Source organism: Paenibacillus albiflavus, assembly GCF_004344915.1.
Lineage (GTDB): Bacteria > Bacillota > Bacilli > Paenibacillales > NBRC-103111 > Paenibacillus_AM > Paenibacillus_AM albiflavus.
The window spans coordinates 1-25,346 of record NZ_SKFG01000034.1 but is presented as its reverse complement, the minus strand read 5'-3'; the positions used below and the strand labels follow the sequence as shown (position 1 = coordinate 25,346).

The 25,346-nt window shown below is 43.0% G+C and carries 21 protein-coding genes, 2 pseudogenes and 1 riboswitch; of the genes and pseudogenes, 16 read left to right on the top strand and 7 right to left on the bottom strand.

From position 1 onward, the window contains the following. The first annotated feature begins 10 nt into the window (after positions 1-10). Both E0485_RS21460 and E0485_RS21455 read left to right on the top strand, forming a co-directional pair. Complete coding sequence (locus tag E0485_RS21460; RefSeq protein ID WP_132420121.1) at positions 11-718, top strand: glycosyltransferase family 2 protein; 708 nt, start codon at positions 11-13, stop codon at positions 716-718. Positions 719-767: 49 nt separating this feature from the next. Next, on the top strand, positions 768-1,778 hold the full coding sequence (locus E0485_RS21455) for a hypothetical protein (protein WP_132420120.1): 1,011 nt from the start codon (positions 768-770) through the stop codon (positions 1,776-1,778). A gap of 213 nt (positions 1,779-1,991) precedes the next feature. On the opposite strand, the gene E0485_RS21450 is transcribed toward E0485_RS21455, so the two are convergent. After that, positions 1,992-2,978: a ketoacyl-ACP synthase III gene (locus E0485_RS21450; RefSeq protein ID WP_132420119.1), complete on the bottom strand. Its 987-nt coding sequence runs from the start codon at positions 2,976-2,978 to the stop codon at positions 1,992-1,994. 267 nt (positions 2,979-3,245) lie between these two features. On the opposite strand from E0485_RS21450, the gene E0485_RS21445 reads away from it, so the two are divergent. Next, entirely contained in the window at positions 3,246-3,470 is a 225-nt protein-coding gene (locus E0485_RS21445; protein ID WP_132420118.1) for a helix-turn-helix domain-containing protein, read from the top strand. A gap of 143 nt (positions 3,471-3,613) precedes the next feature. On the opposite strand, the gene E0485_RS21440 is transcribed toward E0485_RS21445, so the two are convergent. Continuing rightward, the gene (locus E0485_RS21440; protein WP_132420117.1) at positions 3,614-4,897 is read right to left on the bottom strand and encodes an MFS transporter; all 1,284 of its coding nucleotides are present in this window, start codon (positions 4,895-4,897) and stop codon (positions 3,614-3,616) included. A 321-nt stretch (positions 4,898-5,218) separates the two neighbouring features. On the opposite strand from E0485_RS21440, the gene E0485_RS21435 reads away from it, so the two are divergent. The 6 genes from E0485_RS21435 to E0485_RS21410 all read left to right on the top strand — a co-directional run bounded on the left by E0485_RS21435 (position 5,219) and on the right by E0485_RS21410 (position 12,893). After that, positions 5,219-6,445: an MFS transporter gene (locus E0485_RS21435; RefSeq protein WP_165921254.1), complete on the top strand. Its 1,227-nt coding sequence runs from the start codon at positions 5,219-5,221 to the stop codon at positions 6,443-6,445. Positions 6,446-6,606: 161 nt separating this feature from the next. After that, positions 6,607-7,929 carry an extracellular solute-binding protein gene (locus E0485_RS21430; RefSeq protein WP_132420115.1) on the top strand — a complete coding sequence of 441 codons (1,323 nt, stop codon included), beginning with the start codon at positions 6,607-6,609 and terminating at the stop codon, positions 7,927-7,929. Positions 7,930-8,016: 87 nt separating this feature from the next. Beyond that, positions 8,017-8,919 (top strand): carbohydrate ABC transporter permease, encoded by a 903-nt coding sequence (locus E0485_RS21425; protein WP_407944869.1) that lies wholly within the window; start codon positions 8,017-8,019, stop codon positions 8,917-8,919. A gap of 87 nt (positions 8,920-9,006) precedes the next feature. Continuing rightward, the gene (locus E0485_RS21420) at positions 9,007-9,831 is read left to right on the top strand and encodes a carbohydrate ABC transporter permease (RefSeq protein WP_132420138.1); all 825 of its coding nucleotides are present in this window, start codon (positions 9,007-9,009) and stop codon (positions 9,829-9,831) included. Positions 9,832-9,974: 143 nt separating this feature from the next. Then, positions 9,975-11,708 (top strand): sensor histidine kinase, encoded by a 1,734-nt coding sequence (locus tag E0485_RS21415; RefSeq protein ID WP_132420114.1) that lies wholly within the window; start codon positions 9,975-9,977, stop codon positions 11,706-11,708. Further along, positions 11,709-12,893 carry a response regulator gene (locus E0485_RS21410; protein ID WP_235857668.1) on the top strand — a complete coding sequence of 395 codons (1,185 nt, stop codon included), beginning with the start codon at positions 11,709-11,711 and terminating at the stop codon, positions 12,891-12,893. Between the two features lie 41 nt (positions 12,894-12,934). Here E0485_RS21410 and E0485_RS21405 read toward each other — a convergent pair whose 3' ends face one another. From E0485_RS21405 to E0485_RS21390, 4 genes are all read right to left on the bottom strand, one after another. Then, positions 12,935-13,573: an NAD(P)-dependent oxidoreductase gene (locus tag E0485_RS21405; protein WP_132420113.1), complete on the bottom strand. Its 639-nt coding sequence runs from the start codon at positions 13,571-13,573 to the stop codon at positions 12,935-12,937. 148 nt (positions 13,574-13,721) lie between these two features. Next, the gene (locus E0485_RS21400) at positions 13,722-15,878 is read right to left on the bottom strand and encodes a YhgE/Pip domain-containing protein (protein ID WP_132420112.1); all 2,157 of its coding nucleotides are present in this window, start codon (positions 15,876-15,878) and stop codon (positions 13,722-13,724) included. Between the two features lie 295 nt (positions 15,879-16,173). Further along, complete coding sequence (locus E0485_RS21395) at positions 16,174-17,490, bottom strand: D-arabinono-1,4-lactone oxidase (protein ID WP_207911033.1); 1,317 nt, start codon at positions 17,488-17,490, stop codon at positions 16,174-16,176. After that, entirely contained in the window at positions 17,478-18,665 is a 1,188-nt protein-coding gene (locus E0485_RS21390; RefSeq protein ID WP_132420111.1) for an amino acid deaminase/aldolase, read from the bottom strand. The genes E0485_RS21395 and E0485_RS21390 overlap by 13 nt, the downstream gene beginning before the upstream one ends. Positions 18,666-18,825: 160 nt before the next feature. Between E0485_RS21390 and E0485_RS21385 the strand changes: the two genes are divergently transcribed. The 6 genes from E0485_RS21385 to E0485_RS21360 all read left to right on the top strand — a co-directional run bounded on the left by E0485_RS21385 (position 18,826) and on the right by E0485_RS21360 (position 24,284). Next, positions 18,826-19,803 (top strand): MBL fold metallo-hydrolase, encoded by a 978-nt coding sequence (locus tag E0485_RS21385; RefSeq protein ID WP_132420110.1) that lies wholly within the window; start codon positions 18,826-18,828, stop codon positions 19,801-19,803. Between the two features lie 80 nt (positions 19,804-19,883). Further along, a riboswitch (TPP riboswitch) is annotated at positions 19,884-19,985 on the top strand. Positions 19,986-20,085: 100 nt separating this feature from the next. Continuing rightward, entirely contained in the window at positions 20,086-20,757 is a 672-nt protein-coding gene (gene tenA / locus E0485_RS21380; protein WP_165921253.1) for a thiaminase II, read from the top strand. A 66-nt stretch (positions 20,758-20,823) separates the two neighbouring features. Continuing rightward, a complete protein-coding gene (thiD, locus tag E0485_RS21375) occupies positions 20,824-21,636 on the top strand; it encodes a bifunctional hydroxymethylpyrimidine kinase/phosphomethylpyrimidine kinase (protein ID WP_132420108.1) in 813 nt (270 codons plus the stop codon). Then, positions 21,633-22,448, top strand: coding sequence for a hydroxyethylthiazole kinase (gene thiM, locus E0485_RS21370; RefSeq protein ID WP_132420107.1), 816 nt, complete (start codon positions 21,633-21,635; stop codon positions 22,446-22,448). The genes thiD and thiM overlap by 4 nt, the downstream gene beginning before the upstream one ends. Further along, on the top strand, positions 22,429-23,064 hold the full coding sequence (gene thiE / locus E0485_RS21365; protein WP_132420106.1) for a thiamine phosphate synthase: 636 nt from the start codon (positions 22,429-22,431) through the stop codon (positions 23,062-23,064). Before thiM ends, thiE begins: the two co-directional genes overlap by 20 nt. Before the next feature lie 509 nt (positions 23,065-23,573). Continuing rightward, positions 23,574-24,284 carry a helix-turn-helix domain-containing protein gene (locus tag E0485_RS21360; protein WP_132420105.1) on the top strand — a complete coding sequence of 237 codons (711 nt, stop codon included), beginning with the start codon at positions 23,574-23,576 and terminating at the stop codon, positions 24,282-24,284. A gap of 22 nt (positions 24,285-24,306) precedes the next feature. Here the strand turns inward: E0485_RS21360 and E0485_RS25605 are convergent. Then, positions 24,307-24,723, bottom strand: a pseudogene (locus E0485_RS25605) (IS3 family transposase); the annotation flags it as partial. A gap of 231 nt (positions 24,724-24,954) precedes the next feature. Here E0485_RS25605 and E0485_RS21345 point away from each other — a divergent pair. Continuing rightward, positions 24,955-25,346 (top strand): annotated as a pseudogene (locus tag E0485_RS21345) (hypothetical protein); the annotation flags it as partial.

Sequence of the window (25,346 nt, the reverse complement as noted above, 5' to 3'; positions counted from 1 at the left end):
GGCATTCATCATGAAACCCTATACGAATGCAAAACAACCTAAGGTGTCCGTTATTATCCCGATTTTTAATGAACGCAAAACGATAGCTTCGGTTATTATTGAAGCTTACAATGTGCATAAACATGTGGAAGTCATCGTCGTATCGAATGGTACAACGGATGGCTCTTTGCAAATAGCGAGAAATATGGGAGCAAAAGTTATTGCTTTTGATCATCTGTTAGGCCATGATGTCGGTCGTAGCATTGGTGCAAGAGCTGCCCAGGGCTCGATCCTTTTATTTACAGATGGAGATATCGTGATCCCTGCTAAACAGATGAAGCCGCTTATTGCAGCGGTAGAACAAGGAGTAGATGTAGCGCTTAATGGATACTCAGGTCCTGTTAAATGTAAAAAAGTGCATAAAGTGGTTTTAGCAAAACATTCTCTGAATTATTTGCTGATGCGTCCTGATTTGAAAGGGGCATCGATGACTGCAATTCCACATGCATTATCTAGAAATGCTGTCGAGGCAATAGGCTTTGAAGCACTCAGCGTACCACCTAAAGCGCAAGCTATAGCGATTCAGAAAGGGCTAAGAGTTAAGGCTTTGAAAGTAATTAATGTCGGCAGTAAAAATCCATTGCGACGCAAGACTAGACCAAATGATCCAATAGGAAAAATGATCGTTGGCGATCATATTGAAGCTATCCATTGGGTGCTTACTCATTCAGCAAATTAATCCAGAGCTAATCAACAGGATCATCTTCGTACCATTGTGAGGTGAAATTATGGGGAATAGAAAGAAACAAAATACAGTCCCTGCAAGCATCAAGTGGCGAAAATGGGGGTTTAACCAAGGATTAGCTGATGCGTATAATGATAAGTCGGTAGCTATAGATAAGCATGACCTTCTTTTTCATGTGAACCGATTATGGGTTTTGCGATTGCAAAGTTCAGGTATGCCCAAGCATCTATTATCCCCTTATTATGCAGCAGCTAGAGGATATATCCAAGGTTACTACCGAGCAGGTATTATTCCCCAAGAAGATTTCATGCTGATTCCTACGAATAAAACCGTTGGTGTGATTATATCGATGCAAATGGATGAAAAGCTTGCATATAAGCAGCTTATACAACTGGCTAAGCTGCCCTTACATCAAATTATTTGTATTGTCAGTGGAAGCAACGAACAGTTGACTCAAGTTATTCGTCAGAGCTCAGCCATAGCGCAAATTTATAATAATGAACCGCACATTCCCGAATCATCGCGTACAGTAGGGGCTAGATTAGCTAAAAGCGATATTCTCTTGTTCTTAGATGGCAAATCTGTAGTCCCTGCGAAAAAATTACTTCCTTATTTGATGGAAATTACGAACGGTGCAGATATTGTTCTGAATGATAATGGGCTTAAGGCACAGGTTAAACCATTTTATCAAAGAAATATGCTAGAAGTAACAAATGAATTTATTAACTATTGTCTTGGGAGACCAGAACTTGGCTCTAGCTCGCTTGAAGAAACCCCTCATGCCATGACCCGAAGTGCTTGCGAGTTAATAAATCCGTCAAATTTAGTTGTTCCAAGTCAAGCATACATGATGGCTATGCTGCGCGGTTTAGATATACGACTAGTCCGTACGAATTACGCCAAGATCAAAGTTAAAGATTCACAAATACCTCCATTCAATCGAGAACTTCATGATCAGATGGAAGCATTGCGATTATTGATTCAAGCGCGAGGCAATCGACTGCAATTTGAGGATATACTTAGGATGCGTGAGTATGCAAAAGAAAGTATATAGCTAGCTCACCACTAGCATCGACGATATCTACGAATTATTTATCATGAGAGAAATTTCTAAACAATAAAACCATGATTATATCTCCCCAAGCGGAAGAAATAATTCATGGTTTTTTTGCAGAAACGATGTCACCTGATAATGTGCCATTAACGTTTCTACTTATCTCCCGCAGAAACGAATTCATCATCAATATGATGAATTTAATGTTTCTACTTACCCCCACTCCACAACAACCCCGCAGTGGGTGAGGCCGCCGCCGAAGCCGTAGAGGAGCATGGTGTCGCCTTTTTGTACTTTGCCTTCTTTGATTCCAAGATGAAGGGCAAGCGGGATAGATGCTGCCGATGTGTTGCCATAATACTCCAGGGAGTAAAGAGTTTTATCCATGGACAATCCACTACGTTCACAGATAGATTCAATAATTCTTAGATTTGCACTATGTGGTATGAACCAATCAATCTTATCCACATTGATGTTTGCTTGTTCTAGCATCGCACCAATGCCTTGTGTAACGGTGGATACTGCAAATTTATATACTTCGCGGCCATTCTGCACAAGCTTGCCATTACCGCCTAGTGGTTGACCATTCATCGTATCAGCAAATCCACTGCGATAAACGTGAATTCCACCTGAACCGTCAGAACCAAGACGAGATGTGATGAATGCCGAAGGTTCTTCTTTCGCTTCCACGAGAACTGCACCTGCACCGTCACCGAATAGGATGCATGTTGTGCGGTCCGTGTAATCCGTCTCACGAGTTAAGTTATCTGCGCCAATGACTAGAATTTTGCGATGCAGACCTGAACTGATTAGCCCATTGGCTACATGCAGTCCATATGCAAAACCTGCACAAGTTGCATTCAAATCCAGTGCACCTGTACTTGTAATACCGAAGTGATTCTGCACCAAGCATGCAACGGAAGGAAAGACATAATCTGGTGAATGCGTTGCGACGATGACCATATCAACATCTGTCACATCAACTTGATAGTTATCGATTAGATCCTGAACGGCTCCAAAGGCAAAGTGAGAGGTGTATTCATTCTCTCCACCAACTCTACGTTCTCGGATGCCTGTTCGTTGAACGATCCATTCATCATTGGTATCCACTAATCGTTCCATCTCAGTATTATCGAGACGACGCTCGGGAACATAGCTTCCAATTGCAGTAATACGCGGGTTAAGGGTTTTCTCAGACATGCGAAGCACCTCTTTATCGTAAATTGATGAATTATGTGAACTGTTACTAGTACCTGGTACTAAATTTACACCAGAGTGCGCCCTAAGTCAATATACAAACTGCTGCTGCCTATCCTGTAAATGTGGATATTTTCAATGTAAAGTGATACAGATCAACCGCCCAATTTTACCAGATCACCGCACCATAAATCACTCTTATTCATAAGATATGTTGACTGTATCCCTTACCCTTGTAACTACTACAACCCGAGCAAGGAGGGGTGACACATGAAGGGCAGCGACCATAAAAACAAATTTTTACTTACCAATCGTGAACGAGAAGTTTTCGAATTGCTTGTACAAGACAAAACAACTAAAGACATCGCTCAGCATCTATTTATTTCTGAAAAAACCGTCCGAAATCACATCTCCAATGTCATGCAAAAGCTCAACGTCAAAGGGCGTTCACAAGCGGTTGTGGAGTTAATCAGGCTTGGGGAGTTAACGATTTGATGTCTGCTTTGCGCTTCGTCCATTGACCTTCTTAAGGTCTCTGTGTTAGCAGAGATGTAAGGAGGTTTTTGATTTTGTAAAAAAACATCAAAGGATTTCTGCAAGGCAGACATCCCTTGATGTATTTGTTGTATCTAAGATAATTAGCCTTTCATCTCGACTGGTCGAGTGTGCTTCTTGGTTTTGGAGCCGAACATGATGTAGAACAGCGAGGCAGCCGTTATATAGAGTACGCCTGTAATGCTGAAGGTAATAGCATAGCCCCAGTAGGAGCCGTAAGTCGTTACAAAATAGGATTGCACCGTCCCCATACTTGCCCAGCCCATCATGAAGGCGGCTTGCGTTAGGGAGTTGACTATCCCGCGACGAGCATCGGAGACTCGTTCCACCATAATGGAAGAAGTAATCGGATTCGCTGCATTCATCAGAGCCTGACGGAAGAGGAAGCTGATGGATGCGATAATGAGCAAGTTCGTGTAGCCTGTAAGTATAAGAAACGGCAGAGACAATAGCTGAAAGCAGATTACTGCTCGCACTTGCCCGACCCGATTGACAAGCATAGGACCGATCATCATCGAAATAATGGTCATCACTTGACCAAGTGAGATGAGTAAACCAACCATCGTCAGATTGACATTGAATCGATTGACAAAGTACAGATTTAAATACGGAATGACAAGTCCAGAACCAATGCCGATGATGAGCTGGATAAGTGTGAGCTGAGCGATTGTTTTCCACTCGGATTTAGAGGTATTAGCTGTGAGGGGCTTATACTCAGTCATTTCCAATTTGCTTTGATGATCAGCTTGCTCTTTAGATTTAGATTCGGTGACAAATAGTAGCGGCAAAAACGCAATGATGCTGGCAATTCCACCAATCATCAGAATTGTTTGTAAACTTGTTTTCTGCTCCCATCCGATGGATTCAAGAATATCTGCAATGAACCCTCCACCGAGGCTTCCCAATACTTGCGCAGCTAGTACCATAGAAAAATGATAGCTAAAAAACTTAAGACGATATTCTTTGCTCACATTCTCCGCCAGAAAAGGTACGGCAAGTACTTGGAAACAGGTTACGAAGATTCCTGAGCCAATAGCAAGCAGCTGCATGCTTAGTTCAGCTTCAGCAAATGCGCGTCCCACAAAGGTTAATCCAGTTAATAGGGAACCGATAATTAGCAAACGTTTGCGACTGGATCGATCACCGATAAATCCAATTGGGATGAACATGAGTGCAGTAGCAAGTGATTGAATACTGACGATCGATCCATTCATGGTTTCGCTATAACCTAGTGATTGTATGTAAAGATTATATAGAACAGAGAATATGCCACTTCCAATTTGATAGAAAATATTAGCTAGAAAAAATAGTTTAATATTGCGGTTCCATTTATTTATTTCCAACTTGATATGTTGTACGAAACCCATGCATTCACCCCGATATCAATTCAAATTGCACAAATTACATTGTAGCACTTCAAACCTAGAAATGGGGAAAAATTTATCTGAATTATCTTGCAAGTTGAGCAAGGCTGAGATAACATAAAAATAAATATGTATTTTGTAAAATTTGCCCTTTTCATATCATGTTTCTGATGTTATATCATGCTAATGGTTAATTATTAGGTATGGATTGCTTTTCAAACGTCACGGATCATGAAAATTCGGTATATGGAGGCGGTAAGGTGTAAGTATTGTATCCCTTAAATGTTGATTCACCATAAACACTTAAGATTGGGGATACATGATATGAAAAAGGCGTTTAGATATCTGTGGATAGGTCAATCCTTCGCGAATATCGCGGATTTATTTTACATTGTTGGTTTAATTACGATTATTTACGCACGTACAGGTTCAGCTGTTTATATGGCGATCCTGCCATTTACAATTACATGTGCAGCTTTTGTAGGAGGGTTGTTCATCCCTCTACTCATCGATCGATTTGTTCTCACCAAAATACTAGTCTATTCTCAGCTAGGTAAGACAATTGTTCTACTCTTTCTTGTTCTATTCATTTCAGAGATACCTTTGGTGTTTCTATTTGCGCTAGTGATGATCATATCGCTATTAGATGCAATGGCAACACCAGCAAGTCATTCAATGATCCCAATACTAATGAATCAGGATGAATTGATAAAAGCAAATAGTTTTCTGTCGATTGTGGATCAGACGATTCAATTAGGTGGCTGGGCTGTAGGTGGGATGGTTGTCGCTCTAATTGGTGCAACGAATATCGTATGGCTAACATTAGGACTCTTTACACTCTCTACAATTATGATGAGCTTAATCCGTGTGAAAGAGCCTGCGAAAGATAAGAAGGATCGAATGAAGCCATGGGCTTCACTTCAAGAAGGCTGGATTTTGCTGTGGTCGAATAAGGCGTTGAAAGTGATTTCGATTAATGTCGTGATCGAGAGTATTGCATATGTTGTCTGGATTGCAGCGATTATTTATGTCTACGTTGAACAAGTCCTCCACGAAACAGAAGAATGGTGGGGCTATATCAATGCGTCGTTCATGTTCGGTCTATTGATTGGCGGATTCTTCATGCTGAAGCGCAGTAAACAATTTGAATCGCATAAGAAGCTGTATCTAGCATTAGGTTCTTTTATATGCTTCGCTGCGACGTTCGTGTTTGGGATATTATCACTCCCGTGGCTAGCATTGTTCATATCTTTCGTCTTTGGTATAGCAGAGCAAGTAAAGGGGATCTCGATGCAGACGATTACTCAGCAGGCAGTTGCAGTAAATAGTCTTCCCAAAATATACTCCGCACACGGGGCACTCAGTTCAATAAGCTTCGGAACTGCTTCTCTCGTAATGGGCTTATTAACAGACGCATATGGGGCAAGATTCGTCTTTATGATTTCAGCAGGCTTAATGTTTATTAGCTTTCTCGTCATCCAAACGAATATGACGCATTTAGTGAAAAACAAAGGAACCGTAGATAATCAGGCACAACATGTAAAATTGTAATATAAGGTATTTACTAGCTGTTGAGAATTTTCTCAGCAGCTATTTTTGTATAAAGATATCTTGAAAAAACACACCTGAATTCTTAAGTTTACACATTGTTCCAATTGAGGAAGCCCATCATAATTAATTCTAGGAAAGAAATTAATCAAGGGGGTAACGAAATGAAGAAACTATTGACACTTCTATTAGCATCGTCCCTAACATTAGGACTTGCAGCTTGCGGAAGCAGCGGTGGAAGCAAGGATGCGGCAGCAACAAATGGCGGTGACAAATCAGCTTCTGGGGAGAAGAACGTGACGATCACCTTCCAAAATATTTACCCTGACCCAACTATGCCAAACTACAGCATTATGAATAAGATCGTTAAAGATTACATGGCAGAGCATAAGAATATTACGATTGAGCTAGATTCCTTAAATACGGATCAACAGAAGATTAAACTGAAAACGCAAGCAGCTTCAGATGCCGTACCTGATATTACAATCGTGAACCCAGCTGCCCAAATGAAGCCATTCGTCGATGAAGGCGTCTTGGCACCACTTGATGATATGTTAGGTGACGGACTTAAGGAGACATTCCAGTCAGGAATTCTGGATTATTACTCATTCAATGATCATATATACGCTTTGCCTGATGGGAACAATATTGCTGTTGTTTATTACAACAAGGAATTGTTTAAGCAAGCGGGAGTTGAAGTTCCGAAGACATTTGAGGAATTAGTCGATATTTCCAAAAAATTAAGAGCGAAAGGGATCACGCCCATTGCAGTTGGAGAGAAGGATACTTGGACAGGATCCTTCTTGTTCATGAACATCGTTCTACGTGCGAACAATGGTCCTAATTTCCTCAAGGACGTACTCGATAAGAAGAAAACATTCATGGACCCGGTCTTCGTACAGTCCATTCAGAAGCTGCAGGATTTGGTTCAAGTTGGCGGGTTTGAAGAAGGAGCTACAGCGATTGATCAAACTTCGGCTGGCAATCTGTTTAAAACTGGTAAAGCTGCCATGCATTTTATCGGAACCTGGGAAACAGGCAGTATGGATACTTCAGTTGTGAAGGATAATGTCGGTGTATTCAAGTTTCCAACCGTTGATGGCAAGGGCGACCCAGACCAGTTCATGCTAGCGCCTGGAAGCGCATTTGCGATCTCCGCAAAGAGCAAGCATTTGCAGGAAACCAAAGATTTCCTTCATTATTTCATGACGAATTATCCAAAGGTGTCCTTCGAAATGAAGAATGCGGTTGGTATTGCACAGAAGGTTAAAGGTGATTTCAAGGCAGCGGGCTACTCCCAATTGGCGATGGAGATCCTCGAGTTGTTTAAAGGGGTTAAGGGGGGAGATCTGGCATTTGATAATACGATGAACCCTGCTATCGCACAAACCCATCTTACGAGTCTGCAGCATGTATTCGTCGAGAAAATTAATCCAGAGAATGTAGCGAAGGAGCATCAGGATTCATTCGATAAGAACAATAAATAAAATAAGCCTTGTAGCTGGATGAAGGGAACCCGATGCTGGATCCCTTCCCTTTCAGGCTATAAGAAAGCATAAATAATGAGGAAGGAGATGGATCAGATGAATGGTGTATTAAGGGTATCCAAACGAGCAATTGCCGTGTTTGTCCTTCCCTGTTTGCTCATGTATGTCGTATTTGTATTCGTACCGATTCTAGTGTCTTTCTATTATTCCTTAGCTGAATGGACAGGGATTGGTACACCCAAGTTCATCGGATTTCAGAATTACGTCGAGATGTTCACGAACGATTCGATCTTCTGGCCTTCTGTATATCGAACGTTAATCTTTGCTTTATTTTCTGTTGGAGAAATACCAATCGTGCTATGGATAGCCATTCTGATGACCCGTTACTTAAGGCGGCCAAATTTTTTGATATCGAGCTATTTTCTCCCTGTGATTCTATCGGTAGTCGTAGTTGGACAATTGTGGAGCACGATCTATAACCCTGCTTCTCTAGGAGGAATGCTTAATAAAGTCTTAATTGGTCTTGGGCTTGAAAGCTGGACGCATGCCTGGCTCTCTGACCCCAAATTCGCCATGTATGCCATTTATTTTGTCGCTCTGTGGCAATATCTTGGCTATCACATCCTGATTCAGTTCACCGGAATCCAAGGCGTACCCAAAGAAATCTATGAAGCAGCCCGGATTGACGGCGCAGAAGGCTTTACGGCTGATCGCTACATTACGATTCCACTCGTTATGCCGATTATTAAAATCTCCATTGTACTGGCGGTTATTGGTTCGCTTAAGGCATTCGATATGATTATGGTTATGACAGCTGGCGGTCCTGCTCATGCGACAGATGTGATCTCGACTCATATGTATAACATGTCTTTCCTGTCTCAAAAATATGGGTACGGCAGTGCAATTTCCTCTTTTCTGGTTGTTGAGTGTTTGGTTGCTACAGTATTGCTTAATGCGCTGTTCAGACGTTCAGAGAATCAATTATCTTAAGCAGGAGGGAATGTTAAGATGCAATCGAATTCGATTACACCATCTGTTCATGCTCAGCAGCCAGCAGTTTCCTATCCTAGCCGAGCGATGAAACGTGTTAAGAAAATTGTTGTTGGATTCTTGTTTCTAATTCTATTTATTACCCAGGTTTATCCCTTACTTTGGCTATTCCTTTATTCGTTCAAAACAACGCAAGAAATCCTTGATGGAAACTTTTTTGCATTACCAGCTGTGCCGCAATGGATAAATTATAAGAATGCCTATGTTTCGGGTCATTATCTTCAATATCTATTTAATAGCATCGTTGTTACAGCAGCTTCGATGGCATTAACCATTCTCCTTAGCGCGATGGTTTCATTCGCTATATCGAGATTTCGCTGGCGTTATGGGAATGTGGTTATGCTTGTTTTTATGATTGGAATTATGATTCCGATTCAATCGACTCTATTGCCACTTATGATTATTTTTAAAAATATGACTATATTGAATACGTATCTGTCCTTGATTATTCCATACGTCGCTTTTGCTATTCCACTGGCAATTTTCATTCTATCAAGCTTTATGAAGAGCATACCGCATGAGATTGAGGAATCTGCCATTATGGATGGAGCTTCGGTTTATCGAGTATTTTCTAATGTCGTAATGCCGATTACGATTCCGCCCATTGTAACGGTGTGTATATTAACTTTTATTTCGACGTGGAATGAATATATTATGGCGGCAACTTTCGTAACCGCTGAACGATTCAAAACCTTGCCATTTGGCGTTTATAGCTTCTTTAGTCAGTATTCGACCAATTATGGCGCGATCGGAGCGTATTTGGTGTTAGGAGCTCTGCCCGTTCTGATGATCTACTTTACCCTCTCGCAGAAAATTACGGCAGGGATCGTAGCAGGGGCTGTCAAAGGCTAATTCTGCATGATAGAATCAAGATATCTTGCAACGATTAGAGGGGGGCGTCTAACGTTAAACGATTACGGCTAAATACAATTAGCGCCTCTGTGTTTATTTGGTTTCTTCTCTGTAATCTTGGCCTATTAACGGTGGTATCGATTGTGTATTACAATAAAACAACCGATCAGATCAACCTGCGCGTCGGGGAAATTTCGCAGAAGAATGTGTCGCAGGCTGCCGATCATTTGACGCTCGTCATGAAAGGGTACGATAGCGTCTCCAAGTCGATTATCGGCAATTTGGATATTCAGCGAATGCTGACTCAAGTGGAATCCAATACGTCTGTACAGGCGATTTCTCAGCGATCCATCGAAAATGTGCTAGGCTCCATTTATTATAGCCGAGATGATTTAGTAGGCATCTATATGCTTACGAATGAAGGAAAAATTTATAGCTATGGCAGCTTTACGCATGCAATAGATTCAGAATATTCAAATAAAGATTGGTATAAAGAAATTAAGAAGTCCAAAGGCGAAATGGTATGGTTAGGGATGCAGCAAGAATCGATCATTGACTTGATGCATCAGAGTCCTGTCTTTACTTTTGGACGCGTTCTGTATGATATTTATTCGAATAAGCCAATCGGGATCGTGGTGATTGAAACCGAGCCTGCCGTTGTGCTGAATGTATTAAGCAATTTGAATTTAGGCTCGCATGGCGAATCTTATATCCTAACCAGAGATAATCGAATATTGGCTTACTCGGGATTTCCAGCTAATAAGGAGCTGAAGGCAGTTGATCTGCCTCCTATGTCAGAAGATGAGCTCACTTATATGAATAACGATGCAGGGTTTCTGACCGTGGTCGAGAAGCAGCCGATCCTGGATTGGCGGATTGTCAGTGTCACACCTAATTCAGATTTAAACGTAGAATTAGATAAGAATGAACGCTTTTTGTTTATCGTCTCAGGTTTATTGGTGCTGCTATCGATTGGACTTAGTGTGTTCTTCTCGCGCATGATCGCAGCTCCCATTAAGAAGATGGTTCGCGGCATGAAGCAAGTAGAACGCGGTCAGTTTGATGTACTGCTGGAGGTTAAATCGTTTGATGAGGTTAATTTCCTTGTATCCGCGTTTAATCGAATGGTAAGCCGGATTAACCAATTGATCGAACGGGTTCGTTTTGTGTCCACGAGTGAGAAGAATGCGCAATTGCACGCGCTGCAATCGCAGGTGAATCCACATTTTCTGTATAACACCTTAGATATGATTTACTGGATGCTAGACGAGAAGGAGAATGAGAAGCTAGGTAATATCATTCTGTCCCTGTCCCGTATGTTTCGATATAGCAGCGATTGGGAGTATGCAGAAATTACGCTCAGAGAAGAAATGGAACAAATTCGGCATTATTTGGCGATTCTACAAGCCAGAGCGGATGAGGGCTTACATGTGGAAATCGATGTTCCCGATGCTTGCTTGCAGACTGAGTTGCCCAAAATGACCTTACAGCCAATCATCGAGAATGCAATTGTGCACGGATTAATGTTGCAAGAAGTGCAAGGCAGGCTGTGGATTCATACGGAGATGGATGAGCATGCACTTACGATTCATATCCGTGATAACGGCGTTGGCATTCCGTGCGAGAAGTTAGGCAAGCTTCAAGATATTGTATTGAAAAGCACAGAAGAATATATAGCGAATGAATCGTTCAGCCAGGAACAATCAGAGGAGATTGGAATCGGGATTTTGAATGTGCATCGAAGAATCGTGATTAAATTCGGACCTGATTATGGGCTTCAAATTAGGAGTGAAGAAAACAAGGGTACAGTGGTTTCCATTCGTTTGCCAATTACGAATCAGATGGTACAGCAGTTCAAGCTTAAAGGAGTGAGCTGAATGCTTATGAACATTCTAGTGGTAGATGATGAGAAGGTCATTAGAGAAGGCATGAAGCGTACGATCAGACAATCGTTCCCTCATATGAATACATATACGGCAGGCTCCGTTCAAGAAGCCATAACCATTCTTCGCAGCTGTCATATTCATGTGGTGTTCCTCGATATACTCATGCCTGGCATGACCGGACTTGAGCTGATGGAAAAGATGCGCAAATCAAATCTGAATACCAAATGGATTGTCATTTCAGCGCATTCGGATTTTACCTTTGCTCAGCAAGCGCTTCGTCTTGGAGCCATAGATTATATATTGAAGCCAATTGGCAAAAGTAAGCTGAATGAAATCATCGCAGCCATTGAATATGAGCTGTCTAATGAGGAACCGCGAGCAAGCGACACCAGCATGCTCGATTTCAATCTGAAGTACCTTAGAGAGGCCGTTTTTCAGCGCTTGGCACATGGGCTTGATATCGGCCGATTTGATATTTCAAAGCTAGAGGAATCGTTCCCACATTTTCTCCTTATGCTTATTAGGCTGAAGGATAAGGAGAAGGATGTTACGATCAATCATTTTATTATTGAGAATGTACTGACTGAAATCATTGAGGAACAGGCAAAAGGGTTCGTGGTTAGCTTTGATCCATTTAGTCTGCTTGGTGTGGTTAGCATACAAGATGGTCAGTCAATGCGTGGTATTGAGCTTAAGGTCAGGCAGCATTTGGATCGATATCTCAAAGTAGCCTATCAAGTTCAAGTTAGTGATATGCTGAATCAATTCAAGTCAATCCCGTTTGAGATCAGCAAGCTTCAAAAGGGCGAGTCACATGTTGCTTTCATACTGAATAAAAACGAGGATCAGATCGATATTGCCGTTCAATACATCAAGAATAATTTTCGTGAGAATTTATCCTTGGAGAAGGTGGCTTCTATCGTATATTTAAGTCCCATTTACTTTAGTCAGTTGTTTAAGCTCAAGACTGGTACGGGATACAAAGATTATGTGATTCAGCTTCGTCTGGAACAAGCTAAACAGCTGCTAGCAAATTCTCAGTCCAAAATTTCCATTACGGAAATAGCGGAATATGTGGGATATCAAGATATCAGGCATTTTACACAAGTATTTCGCAAAAAATATCAGCTTACGCCTTCTCAATTCCGAACTCGGAATCAAGAAGAGACAGTATAGATAGGGGAACTAACTCTGAGTAGAAGTCCCCTCAAAAAAGTTTAAGTTGCGATGAATGGAGCTCGACGTATGTACGATTTGTCATTTATTTGACCAATCATGAAACTTGCGATATCTTGATTCGAAATTTTAAAACCAGGCATATCGGTAAGCTTAACCTGAACATCCCCTATTGCTGAACCCTCTGTGACAAATGGCAGTCGAATGAGTGTCCAATCAAGGGATCTATGCTGTTGCAATATAGCGGCTTCTCTTTTCTTGTCCGTAATCATCTCGGACAAGAAGGTTTCAAACATATAGGCTCCAAGCTTATTCAGCAGCCCTTTGTGATCTCCTTGTAAAGTAAGTGAACCTCCCGTTACTCCAATGTAACGATTGATCGTAAGTTCATTCATAAGATTGAGGAGATTACTTGTTACATTGCTGTACATCGGTATAGCTTTGGGTGGTTGACCGAAAGCGTTAATGACAGTATGGCAACCCTTAAGAAGGGCTCTTAAGTGATCGATATATTCTACTGAGCCTTCTACAAGCTCAATTCGATCATCGCGATAAGTTAAGTTCTGTGGATTCCGCACAAGCATGCGAACCTGATAGCCGCGATGTAACGCCTCACATGCGAGATATCTTCCAACTTTCCCCGTACCGCCGATAATTGCAATTCTATTACTCTCGTCCATTCCTAAACCCCCGATTGTAATCTTGTTCTGCTCTATAAATCTACGTAGTATATTTGGAATAGTTCCAAATATTATTGCGATCGGTATCAGGAGCAAAGGAAAGGAACCTCTCATGAAAGGAGGTTCCTTTGTTGTGTGTTAGTACGGCTTAATGGATTAATCCGCTCTTTTTTGCCTTTTGAACAAAGCCCTCGCTACCGCGATTAATCCAGCGCTTAAGCGCTAATCCGATCAGCAATGCAACAGCTGCATAAGAAAGCATCTTAAACATATCTCTCTGGACGATGTCCCACAGAATTCCGCCGACTGCTTCGCGCATCATACTAATTCCATAAGTAAATGGAAGGTAGGGATTAATCATTTGGAAGAACGGTGGCGTCAATTGGATCGGGAATGTACCACCTGAGCCAGCTAGCTGCAGAACAAGCAGGACAATCGCGATGGCCTTGCCCACATTGCCAAAAACAGATACAAGCGTGTATACGATAAGCATAAATACGATGCTTAGCAGAATACCGAATAAGACAAACCAAAGCTTATCTGTGACATAGCAGTCGAGTAAATAAATGTCACCGAGTGTAACGAAAACAGATTGAAGCGCAGCAAATGTCATAAAAGTTAAGTAACGGCCAAAGTAGATTTCGTAACTTCGATAGGCAGTTGCTCCTGCTGGCTGGTGAACCTCTACGGTCAGCAAAGATACGAGCAATAACGCACCGACCCACAAGGATAACGTAGAGAAGAACGGTGACATTGCTGAGCCATAATTAGGTATCGGAAACAATTTAATCTCTTTAAGAAGGACGGGGTTAGCCCAAAAGTCACTTTCCTTTTGCGCATTCAATTTAAGCAAATCAATCACTTCTTGTAGATTGGTTTCCTGCTCTAAAGAACGGATTTTATTCGCTAATTGCTTGATTTTGTTTTCGATCGTTGGCAGTTTTCCCTGGAGTGCCTTTAATTCGTTCACTCCAAATGTAGAGCCTGCAACAGCATCGTTTATGATCTTATTAACATCTGGCAAGCTTGCGCTTGCTTCCTTGAGAATATCGTTTGCATTCTTGGCCATGCGGTTGGCGGTTTGAAGTGCGTCCACAATAGACGAAGTAATATCACGATCCCAGCGATCGATAAGATCACCGAGTATAGCAGAAGCATCTTTAGATAATTGGTTTAAGCTATCAATTAAGCTTTGCGTAGGTTTCTCGCCTTTATCCACATGATCATAGATGCTGTTCAATATCTCGATTTGTTTATTGAACTTTGCTTTCACTTGCTCGAGCTTGTTGATCACATCTGACAATTTATTTGTAGGATGAAAGTTATTTATTTTCTGAATAACGCCGTTCATTCTATCTAACACACCAACAGATGTTGTTAGACGTTTTTTGATATGTACAATTGGGGTTAATATGTCTTCTTTATTGATATTCACATCTTGAAGCATCCCAGTTAATTGCTCTGTAGAACTTGTAACTTGCTGCAGTAGGATAAGATTATTTTTGAGATCCGGTCCGATCGTATTGATTGTCTCTTCTCCATGCTCGAAGAATTCGCTTAGTTTCGTTGTTAAATCCTGCCCATCTGTAGCAACCTGCGCAATGGTTGGAAGTTTCTGCTGCATCTTGTCCAAAATACCGCTCACACGATCAAGATCATCTACGGCTGTTGTAACGGTTTGGTTAATTTCAGGGAACATAGTTTCCAGCTTAAATATAAGTTTTGTAAGATTCTGGATATTCGGTAGTTCGTTTTCAAGCTCTATGCCAAGCTCATTCATAATTTGGAAGATGGTAGCACTCGCTGTCTCGACAAAGTTCTCATTCACTTGCTCGATGATGCTGCTAGCGCCTTTGGCCGTTACTTTAGGAGAAATCGCATTGATTTTTTCATTGACCTGATAAATGATTTCTGCTTTTTGCGGATTAGGTGTGATGACGGAAGCAATCTTACTTGACATATCAGATGGGATGATGATGCTGGCATAATAATCGCCATGAGTTACACCTCTGGTCGCTTCTGTCTCGTCGGTAAAAATCCAATTGATCGAATGATTGTCATGCAATGCTTTAATAATTTCTTGCCCAATTTGGAGCTCCTTGTCGCGGAGCATGGCACCTTCATCATTGTTTGCGACAGCAATGGATAGCTGACTTGTATTGCCGTATGGATCCCATGACGCCTTAATGTTAAACCATGCATAGAGCGATGGGAGAAAGATAAGCCCACCTATGATGACAAGTGCAACCCAATTTGTCATGACGTTATGAATATCGCGAGAATAGATTGCAAAGATTTGCCTCATTTGTCCACAGCCTTTATCCAAAATTTAGTATGCTTAGTATGGCTATAATTTTCATTTCGATGCAGGGAGAACGCATCTGGCCTTAATGATGGTGCAACCGTTTCACTTCGGTATTATAAATTGCATATCCAAGATTGTCCAACATAAGATTCACAACAAACACAACATTGGCCAATGGAGATCAGTACTTCCGTTAACCTGGAATTTGTGCTGTTATAAAAAAAAGTGCGGGCAAGCTTGAGGAAGCTTACCCGCTTTTGGCTTGTAATAACTGACCTGCAAACGAACTCAAAATCTAACCTATAAATAGGCCTTCCAAATACTTGTTGAGCAAAGTCCCCTTTGGATCAAGCTCTTTTCTAAACGTATGAAACGCTTCCCATTGTGGATAGCGTTCAGCTAACTGTTTTTGTTTCAATGTATGTAACTTGCCCCAGTGTGGGCGTCCGTCATATTTGAGAAAAATTTGCTCTAGATCGGCAAAATACTGTTCATGAGGCATTCCTTTGTACATATGCGCTGCGATGTAAGCAGAGTCACGTCCATAGGCAGGGCTGAGCCATATATCATCGGCTTTGACATAACGACATTCCAGTGGAAAATGGACCGCATATTGCTTCTTATCGATACAGGCGCGAACCTCTTCAAGCGCAGCTTGCATGTGCTGGGCGGGGATGTTATATTCCATTTCATTGAATTTCACGAGACGAGGCGTAGCGAACATGCTATGGCTGTGACCCACTTGCTTCATGACAGGGGCAAGCTTGCCCGATAAGCGGCTTATGGATCTGGAAGACTTGGGTAATAGGCGACTGACCTCCGACATGACCTTGAAGGCGCCATTCTCAACTACGATTTTGTTAAAATTGTTCCAGAAGCTGCTCTTGTCAGGCTCAGCATCGGTCTGATTCATTAATTTAATCTGAACATGATCACTATATGGGAAAATATAAAATTCAAAATGGCGATTGCTAGCACAAAGCGAATCTAGCTGCTGCATGCAATCATGAAAGTTAACCTTACGGCTCTCAAAATCCATCTTCCATGCAGGAACAACGCGCAGCTTGACCTCTGCGATGATGCCGAGTGAACCAAGCGATACTTGCATCGCTTTGAACAATTCCGAATTGTGGTTAGCATCGCATTCTACGATTGAGCCATCAGCCGTAACGGCCGTGATGCCCACTACCTGAGTAGCAACGCTGCCAAATTTGACACCTGTACCATGTGTCCCCGTACTTACAGCACCAGCAATCGATTGAAAATTAACATCACCCAAGTTCTCTTGCGCATAACCAAGCGCGTGCAGGGATTCACCTAGCAGCTTAAGCTTCGTACCAGCCCATACATGCGCGATCGAATGGTAATGATTCATATGCTTGATGCCTTGCATCTCATCCAGCGAAATCAAGATGCTGTCCGTTGGCACAATCGCTGTGAACGAATGGCCAGATCCCACAATTCGGACTTTCTTGCCTTGATCGTTGCTCTCGTGAACAAGCCTTGAAATCTCTTCAATGCTGGAAGGATACACAATACGCTCTGGCGTACTAACTGCACTTCCCGACCAATTGCTCCATCTCATACCACTCGATTGTCTCATAAAAAACATCGCCCTTCTCCACGATAAGTTAACATCGTTTGCGTGACTTGTCCTTGTGTGAGTATATGCAGCTCCTTGAATCGTTCACATAGCTCTCCTGCTTTGCTGTGGCGCATAAATATAGGATCACCTAACATTATTGGCTCAGCCCCACGATAAAGAATTGGAGTTTGTACTTCACCTGCTCCCTCCATTGACAGGAGCTCGGTACCTTCTGGTAAATAAGGTTTCGGCTGTTTATCCAGGGCGATTGCTCCTGATGCCGTATATCCACCGCCAAGACAGGTATAAATATCGGCTCTCGGCTGTCGAACAATTTCAATTGCATAGCCGGCAGCAGGCTGAAATCTGAAATTGTCATAATAATCAAATAATACAGGTGAGTAAAAGGCTGATCCTACTGTAACCTCAGTGACAACCTCTTCCGCGCAAGTAGAGTCGAGACTACCGCTTCCACCCCCATTTACGATGCGTGGAACAATTCCTTTGGCATGAAGCGTATGAATAAATTCTGCACGAATAGTAGCGATTTGCTTAATGGATTTGTGCTTGAGGTAACGAATAAGCTGATTTCGCATCTTAGTCGAAGGGTTGGCATCGCCAACACCGGCAATTTGAGCCTCATACCCCATGATGCCATCAAGTGTTACATGCGATGAGCTCGCAATTCGTTCGGCTAACTTGACTCCAGCCGCAGCAGTTCGAATCGGAGAACGCCATACGCCAAAATGCAGGCTGAAAAAATCCATCGAAAGATCGAGATCAATACATAGAGGAAGCTTGCAGCCTACTTGCTCTGCGATCTTTTCGATATGTTCCACATGCTGAATGGAATCAACCATCAAGGTAATCTGATTTCCCTCTGCTACTTTGCGAGCGATTGCGTGAATGGCATGCCGATCCCAGATCGGATAGCCGAGCAGTAAATCTTGAAAGCCATGTTCGGCAAGAAAGATCGCTTCGTCTGCTGTAAAACACATCAATCCGATAAATCGCGAATCGTAATCCAGGATTCTCTTTATAACCTCGCGAGAGCGAATGGATTTGCTAGCAATCCGAATTTGTTTGGAGCCTGAGAGGGTAAGAACATGCTGAATGTTCTGCTCAAGCAGATCGAGATCAAGATAAGCGAAAGGTTTCGGAATTCCTTCAAAAGCTTGTCGATATTCGGTATAGCTAACCAACCTGAATCACCTCTATAGTGAGAATGGTGTAATCGCTTTCTCTTATTTTACCATGGAATTATTTTACAGCAAAAGCGTTTTTCAGTCATATTCCAATTGTCGCTCTGCTTATGTCATAATAAGGTTATTGACAATTGGATGATACGTAAGGGGGTTATTAATGATGAGAGAGACGGTTACCATCCTTCGGGATGATCTCATACAAGTAAGAGTGCCACTGCCATTTCCGCTTCGCTGGGTGAATGCGTATGTGTTGAAGGGAAAGAATGGATTTACCGTAATCGACCCAGGTTTACATACAAAAGATTCTGAAGAAGCGTGGGAGAAGGCATTCCAAGAGCTAGGCATTAAATACGACCAAGTGGAACAGGTCGTACTGACCCATTACCATCCCGATCATTACGGGATGGCAGGCTGGTTCCAGGAGCGAGCGGGCGGCGCCCCCGTTCTCCTATCGGAGACGGGGATACGCCTGACTTCGCTCATGTGGGGCGCCGAGCAGCCGATGACGCGGCTGCTCTGCGAAAGCTTCGCGCAGCATGGGCTGCCGACCGAGCTGCGGGACGAGATGACGAACCACATGCGTGAGTTCGTCGATCACGTATCCCCGCAGCCTGCGATGACAGCGATTGCTGCGGGCGAGCTTGTGCGCCTCGGCGACCGCTTGTACGAAGCTATCGAGACCCCGGGCCATGCCGCGGGGCATCTCTGCTTCTACAACCGCGAGGCTCGCGAGATTCTTTGCGGCGACCATGTGCTGCCGCAAATTTCCCCCAACGTCAGCTACATGCCTGACGTTGATGAAGACCCGTTGCGCGCTTATCTAAGCTCGCTTGCGGCGGTTCAACAGCTCTCGGTGGATGCAGCTTATCCTGGCCACCGAGAGCCGTTCGCAAAGTTCGGCGAGCGTGCCGCCGAACTGATCGTTCACCACCATGAGCGCTTAAGTGTCATGGTGGAGCATCTCCGTCACCCGATGACAGCCTACGAGCTGTGCCGCACCGTCTTCGGCTTTAGGCTGACGACGCATCAGCTTCGCTTCGCGCTCGCAGAAACGATTGCACATCTCGTGTATCTCGAAGGTGAAGGTCGAATTAAACGTTCAGAGCGAGATGGTGTGATTAGTTATCAAACCTAACATGGTGGGATCAGTTACATCCAGACTAGCTTGACGCTCTAATAAGACCGTGATATATTGAGGTCAACTTAAATAGCAAAAGTAACCACTAGGGGAATCGCAAGATTGAGACGAGCGCGAGGCTCGGACCCTTTGAACCTGATCTAGTTCATACTAGCGTAGGGAAGTGGGCTTCGGTACTATGCAATTATGAGATCCGAACCATTTCCTGTACAGGAAATGGTTTTTTTGCATCCGGTGAGTTTTTTATTTGAGATGCTTTATACAGGAGGAGGGAAGGGTATGGCTATGATTCGATCATTATCAGCTAAGCTGCGCGAGATCAACGAGGACTTATTTCAACAGCTTTATGAACATCCTTTTGTTGCAGGAATCCGGCAGGGGAGTTTGTCTAAGGATCAGCTCATTCATTATGTTCAGCAGGATCATCTCTATTTGAATGCGTACATACAACTGTATGCAATGGCGATTACGAAAGTTAGCACGCGTGAGGATATGACATTCTTCCACCAAGGGATTAGCTATATTCTGAATGATGAGGTGCAGCCGCATCACGTGTTCTGCGAAGCAGCAGGCGTGTCAGTAGACGAGATAAAGTCAGAAGCCATGGCATCGGCAACTCGGAATTACCGGAATCACATGTTTACTACAGCGCAATTTGGTACGGTTCCCGAATTATATGCGGCGATGCTACCATGTCCTTGGACGTATGAATATATTGCGAAGCGCATCATGAGTGAATCGCCACCTGCTGAGAATCATCCTTACTACCAATGGATTACGTTCTATGCAAAGGAACAGAAGCCATCATGGGTAGAGATTGTATGTTCTAAATTAGATGTCTTGTCTGCTAATTCGTCAGAAGCTGAGCAGCTTCGTGTAGAGGAAGCCTTCCGAGTAAGCTGCCAGATGGAATATCAATTTTGGACTATGGCATATCAGCTTGAGGCTTAATTTTTGAGTTAGATCATCGTATCGATGGCTGCACTATGTATATTTTATAACCTTGAGGTGAGAGGAATGCAGCATGTACTAACGATTGCAGGCAGTGATTCAGGCGGTGGAGCGGGGATTCAAGCTGATCTCAAAACATTCTCTGCACTAGGTGTATATGGGCTTAGTGTAATTACTGCGATTACAGCCCAGAATACGCTCGGTGTGCAGGCGATTGAGACGCTAAGTAGCCATATTGTTGCTAAGCAACTCGAGTCGGTGTTCTCAGACATCCGAATTGATGCAGTCAAAATTGGGATGGTTGCCGAGAAGTTCATTATTCACGAAATTGCAGAAGCAATCAAGCGGTATAAGCCGCCAATTGTTATTGTAGATCCTGTAATGGTGTCTACGAGTGGTCATCGTTTACTTGAACCTGATCAGGTAGATGCGCTAAGAACAAAGCTATTTCCTATTTGTAGCTTGATGACGCCTAATTTGCATGAAGCAGAGCTTCTATATGGATCTTCCATTCACTCTCATTCCATTATGCAAGCAGTAGTTGCTGATTTAGCCAGCACATTCGGCTGTGAAGTGTTGCTTAAAGGCGGGCATTTGCCAGTTCGGGATTCTAGTGGCACACAAGTATCGATTGATTATTTATCTGATGGAACGACATTTACAGAGGAATGGGTAATTAGTGAGCATACACATGGAACAGGATGCAGTCTTTCATCTGCAATTGCTGCATTGTGGGCGCGTGGATATGAGCGCAATGAAGCCATTCGATTAGCCAAATTGTATGTAACTAAGGGAATTCGGAACGCTTATGCGGTTGGACAAGGCTCAGGACCGATACATCATTTTCATTCTTTGTGGAGAGCAGGCGGTTCATTATGAACAATAAATTTGCTAGACAGTGGAAAGACATGCAAGCCTTTCATCCGTATGTGCATCATTTAACAAATATTGTAACGGTTAATGATTGTGCTAACATAACTTTATCGGCAGGCGGAAGTCCGATTATGACATTAAATCCCGATGATAGTGAGCAAATGGTTGGGCTGTGCCATGCACTTGTCATCAATATCGGCACGATTCAAGAAGAGCAGCTTTTATCCATGGTTCGTGCAGGTAAAGAGGCGAATCGTCTTCATATTCCAGTTGTTCTAGATCCTGTTGGAGTTGGTGCAAGTGCATATCGCAAGCAATGCATTGAAGCTTTGCTAGATCAAGTGAAGTTTACTGTCATCCGTGGGAACCGTTCAGAGATTGCCACATTAACAGGATTGAGCAGTGGGCGTGGAGTGGATGCTGATCCTAACGCTCCTTTTGATGCGGATAAGGCAGATCAATTAGCGAAGAGCTTGAACTGTGTCATTTCTGCAAGTGGTCCTATAGATTTTGTTACAGATGGCGTCCATTCAGTAGAAATTGCCAATGGACACCCGATTCTTGCTGATGTAACAGGTACAGGCTGCATGACAGCTTCTGTTACGGGCTGCTTAGTTGGTACTGGACTGCCAGCGCTTGATGCAGCAGTACTTGCATTAACGGCAGTCGGAATTGCAGGCGAAGAGGCAGCCCGTTCACTTGTGCATGAACGTCGCTTAGGTACATTCCGTCAAAGGTTCTTTGATGAGATGTCTGCGATGAACGAAGCTATGATTGCACAGAAAGCGAAGGTCGCCTATGCATCAGCAGCCATTTGATCTTACATTATATATTGTAACTGACGGTAAGGATTGTTTGAAGGAACGAGTAGGACTTGCTTTGCAGGGTGGGGCGACCTGTGTTCAATATCGGGAGAAAATAAAACTGTACGAGCAGATGCTTGAAGAAGCTGCTGTATTGCATCTACTTTGCAAGCAGTACCAAGTTCCATTGTTCATCAATGACCATGTTCAATTAGCGATGGAACTAGGGGCAGAGGGTATTCATTTAGGGCAAAGTGACATTGGTAATCATAATCTTCGCAGCCTTGCAGAACATATGATTGTTGGCATCTCGGCTGAAACTGTCGAGCAAGCAGTTCATGCTGAACAAGCAGGTGCACATTACTTAGGCGTAGGAGCCTGCTTTCCAACAGGAAGCAAGGAGGACGCTTCCTATATCGAGTTAAGTGTAATTAAACAAATAAGGCAGGCGGTATCGATTCCAATTGTTCTTATTGGAGGAATTAATGAAGTGACATTGCCTAAGTTGCAGAATTATTCATTTGATGGCATAGCGATGATTTCAGCCATTCTTGCTGCTGAAGAGCCTAAGCATGTTACTCAGTTGTTTAAACAACAGATTCGCGATATGAAGCAAGTTCATCAGATTTAGGAAATTAAAGCAAGTTTCAAAATTCGGCACTCAAGCGTTAATTGAGTTGCCGTTTTTTTAGAATTATAGAATTTATGGCTATCGTATCATAAATTCTAAGTAATACCTTAAGAAACGCACCCGCCTATATGGCCGGTGAAACCGTTTCTTCTTGTACATTAGGGTACAACTCAATTGTAAATTGAGAAGGTGTACAGACTATGCTTACAGAAATAAGAACGAGTCAGAATCCTTGCTGTCAAAGGGAATTTTCAACTCAAGAACCACTTGATATACTTAAGTGAATGGACGCGATACACTCGGATTATCAAATCAAGGGAGTGACGCATTCATGTTCAACATGGAGAGGATTACGAAGAAGTTGGCCAGCTTTAGAAGAAAGTTTACGAAGACAAGGACTGAATTTACAACTGAGCGAAGTAATCAATATCCATTGCCCAGTGAATGGGTCCAAATTGATAGGGATAGATACATTAACACCAAAAACATTTAAAGGAAGTGTTGTAATCATGTTCAGTATGGAGAAGATTGGCAAGAATATCGCTAGCCTTAGAAAAAAGAAAGACATTACGCAGATGGGGCTTGCGGATCAGCTAGGCATTAGTTACCAAGCGATAAGCAATTGGGAGCGCGGCGAGACAATGCCTGATATTTCGAAGCTGCCCGTATTAGCCGAAATTTTTGGTGTCAGCATAGATGAAATTTTGGATGATGGCAAAGAAGCGAAATTGATCAAGAAAGTGATTGAACAGGATACGGCTGATTATTTTCAGAATAATGAAGTAACAGTTGAGGAAATTACAACGGTAGCACCGCTCCTTAGTGCATCACAGGCTGATGATATGTTTAATCAGATCAAGGATAGCTTTAATATAAAGGAACTCATCCCGTTAGCGCCGTTCATCAGCAGTGAAGTGCTTGATGAGCTTGCACGTAAGGCGACTGAGGTTGAAGGTATCAAGAACATAACGCCTCTTGCTCCTTTCCTCAGCCGGGAAGTACTTGATGAGCTTGTACTTAAGATTGCTGACACTGAAGGTATCCGTTCGATAACAGCGATTGCGCCGTTCGTAAGTAAAGCAGTGCTTAGTGAACTAGCCAAGAAGGAGTTAGAAGCCGGAGGGATGCGATCCATTGTCTCAATTGCTCCATTCTTAGATGAGGATTTCATCAATGCAATTGTACGAAAAGTCGCTTTTACAGATAAAAAGGATGCTTAAACAGTACAAAAAATAAAATCTATTACGCGGCCTTAGTCCTAAATTCCATTGGACTAAGGCCGTTTAGTTTAGCCTGCAACCATTCGTAATTGTAAAAGCGGATGTAGGCATTAATGTCCCTTTCTTAGAGTTACCCAGAAAGATTCTATGGGACCATTATCAATGCACCGTCCAACACGGACATGCTGGGTCATAGGAATACAAGTGGATTGTTGTTGGAATGCCCGAGTACGTAAGAGACGATCGTTTTGTCATGAAGATCAAGAATAGCACTCAGATAAGCTTTCTGGCCATTGCCGTACATAAACTCCGTCACATCGGTTACCCACTTCTCATTGGGTACTTTTGCATGGAATTTGCGGTTTAGCACGTTCTCAGCGACCTGCTGCGGAGTGGAATGAGCGTATCCCTTTCTCTTCCTGCGGATGACGGGCTGGATTCAATATTTAGGTTTTATTATTTCACCTGTCTACCGTATGAGGAGCATATCATCTTGGGCCTTCCCTTTCTTTTCCATTATTTTATAGCAATGATAGGTACATGCCATTTCTCACTTATTGCTTATTTCATACGATATAAAAGTCTCAAAAAGAAGGAGGTTAGAAATTTGCACCCCAAACGACCAATAAAGGAATGTAAAAAATGTGGACATCGAATTTGCAGATGCAATGTGAAGCAAAAGGTTAATGTTACGCAAAAAGTTAGGGTAAAAGTGAAAGGGGTTCAAGGGCCTCAAGGACCTCAAGGACCTCAGGGGCCTCATGGCGCAACTGGCGCTACAGGAGCAACGGGAGCGACAGGTGCAGGGGCAACGGGAGCAACAGGGGCTACAGGAGCAACAGGTGCAGGGGTAACAGGAGCAACGGGAGCAACAGGTGCAGGGGCAACAGGGGCAACAGGAGCAACAGGTGCAGGGGCAACAGGGGCAACAGGGGCAACAGGAGCAACGGGAGCAACGGGAGCAACAGGGGCTACAGGAGCAACAGGAGCGACAGGTGCAGGGGTAACAGGAGCAACGGGAGCAACAGGGGCTACAGGAGCAACAGGAGCGACAGGTGCAGG

What these genes read in the sequence shown, in the direction of transcription:
- E0485_RS21360 (WP_132420105.1), top strand. Translation starts at nt 23,574, where the DNA reads ATGTTCAGTATGGAGAAGATTGGCAAGAATATCGCTAGCCTTAGAAAA.
- E0485_RS21450 (WP_132420119.1), bottom strand. Translation starts at nt 2,978, where the DNA reads ATGTCTGAGAAAACCCTTAACCCGCGTATTACTGCAATTGGAAGCTAT.
- E0485_RS21410 (WP_235857668.1), top strand. Translation starts at nt 11,709, where the DNA reads ATGCTTATGAACATTCTAGTGGTAGATGATGAGAAGGTCATTAGAGAA.
- tenA (WP_165921253.1), top strand. Translation starts at nt 20,086, where the DNA reads ATGGCTATGATTCGATCATTATCAGCTAAGCTGCGCGAGATCAACGAG.
- E0485_RS21425 (WP_407944869.1), top strand. Translation starts at nt 8,017, where the DNA reads ATGGATCAGATGAATGGTGTATTAAGGGTATCCAAACGAGCAATTGCC.
- E0485_RS21455 (WP_132420120.1), top strand. Translation starts at nt 768, where the DNA reads ATGGGGAATAGAAAGAAACAAAATACAGTCCCTGCAAGCATCAAGTGG.
- E0485_RS21430 (WP_132420115.1), top strand. Translation starts at nt 6,607, where the DNA reads ATGAAGAAACTATTGACACTTCTATTAGCATCGTCCCTAACATTAGGA.
- E0485_RS21395 (WP_207911033.1), bottom strand. Translation starts at nt 17,490, where the DNA reads ATGTTTTTTATGAGACAATCGAGTGGTATGAGATGGAGCAATTGGTCG.
- E0485_RS21445 (WP_132420118.1), top strand. Translation starts at nt 3,246, where the DNA reads ATGAAGGGCAGCGACCATAAAAACAAATTTTTACTTACCAATCGTGAA.
- E0485_RS21400 (WP_132420112.1), bottom strand. Translation starts at nt 15,878, where the DNA reads ATGAGGCAAATCTTTGCAATCTATTCTCGCGATATTCATAACGTCATG.
- thiD (WP_132420108.1), top strand. Translation starts at nt 20,824, where the DNA reads ATGCAGCATGTACTAACGATTGCAGGCAGTGATTCAGGCGGTGGAGCG.
- E0485_RS21440 (WP_132420117.1), bottom strand. Translation starts at nt 4,897, where the DNA reads ATGGGTTTCGTACAACATATCAAGTTGGAAATAAATAAATGGAACCGC.
- E0485_RS21460 (WP_132420121.1), top strand. Translation starts at nt 11, where the DNA reads ATGAAACCCTATACGAATGCAAAACAACCTAAGGTGTCCGTTATTATC.
- thiM (WP_132420107.1), top strand. Translation starts at nt 21,633, where the DNA reads ATGAACAATAAATTTGCTAGACAGTGGAAAGACATGCAAGCCTTTCAT.
- E0485_RS21385 (WP_132420110.1), top strand. Translation starts at nt 18,826, where the DNA reads ATGATGAGAGAGACGGTTACCATCCTTCGGGATGATCTCATACAAGTA.
- E0485_RS21435 (WP_165921254.1), top strand. Translation starts at nt 5,219, where the DNA reads ATGAAAAAGGCGTTTAGATATCTGTGGATAGGTCAATCCTTCGCGAAT.
- thiE (WP_132420106.1), top strand. Translation starts at nt 22,429, where the DNA reads ATGCATCAGCAGCCATTTGATCTTACATTATATATTGTAACTGACGGT.
- E0485_RS21405 (WP_132420113.1), bottom strand. Translation starts at nt 13,573, where the DNA reads ATGGACGAGAGTAATAGAATTGCAATTATCGGCGGTACGGGGAAAGTT.
- E0485_RS21420 (WP_132420138.1), top strand. Translation starts at nt 9,007, where the DNA reads ATGAAACGTGTTAAGAAAATTGTTGTTGGATTCTTGTTTCTAATTCTA.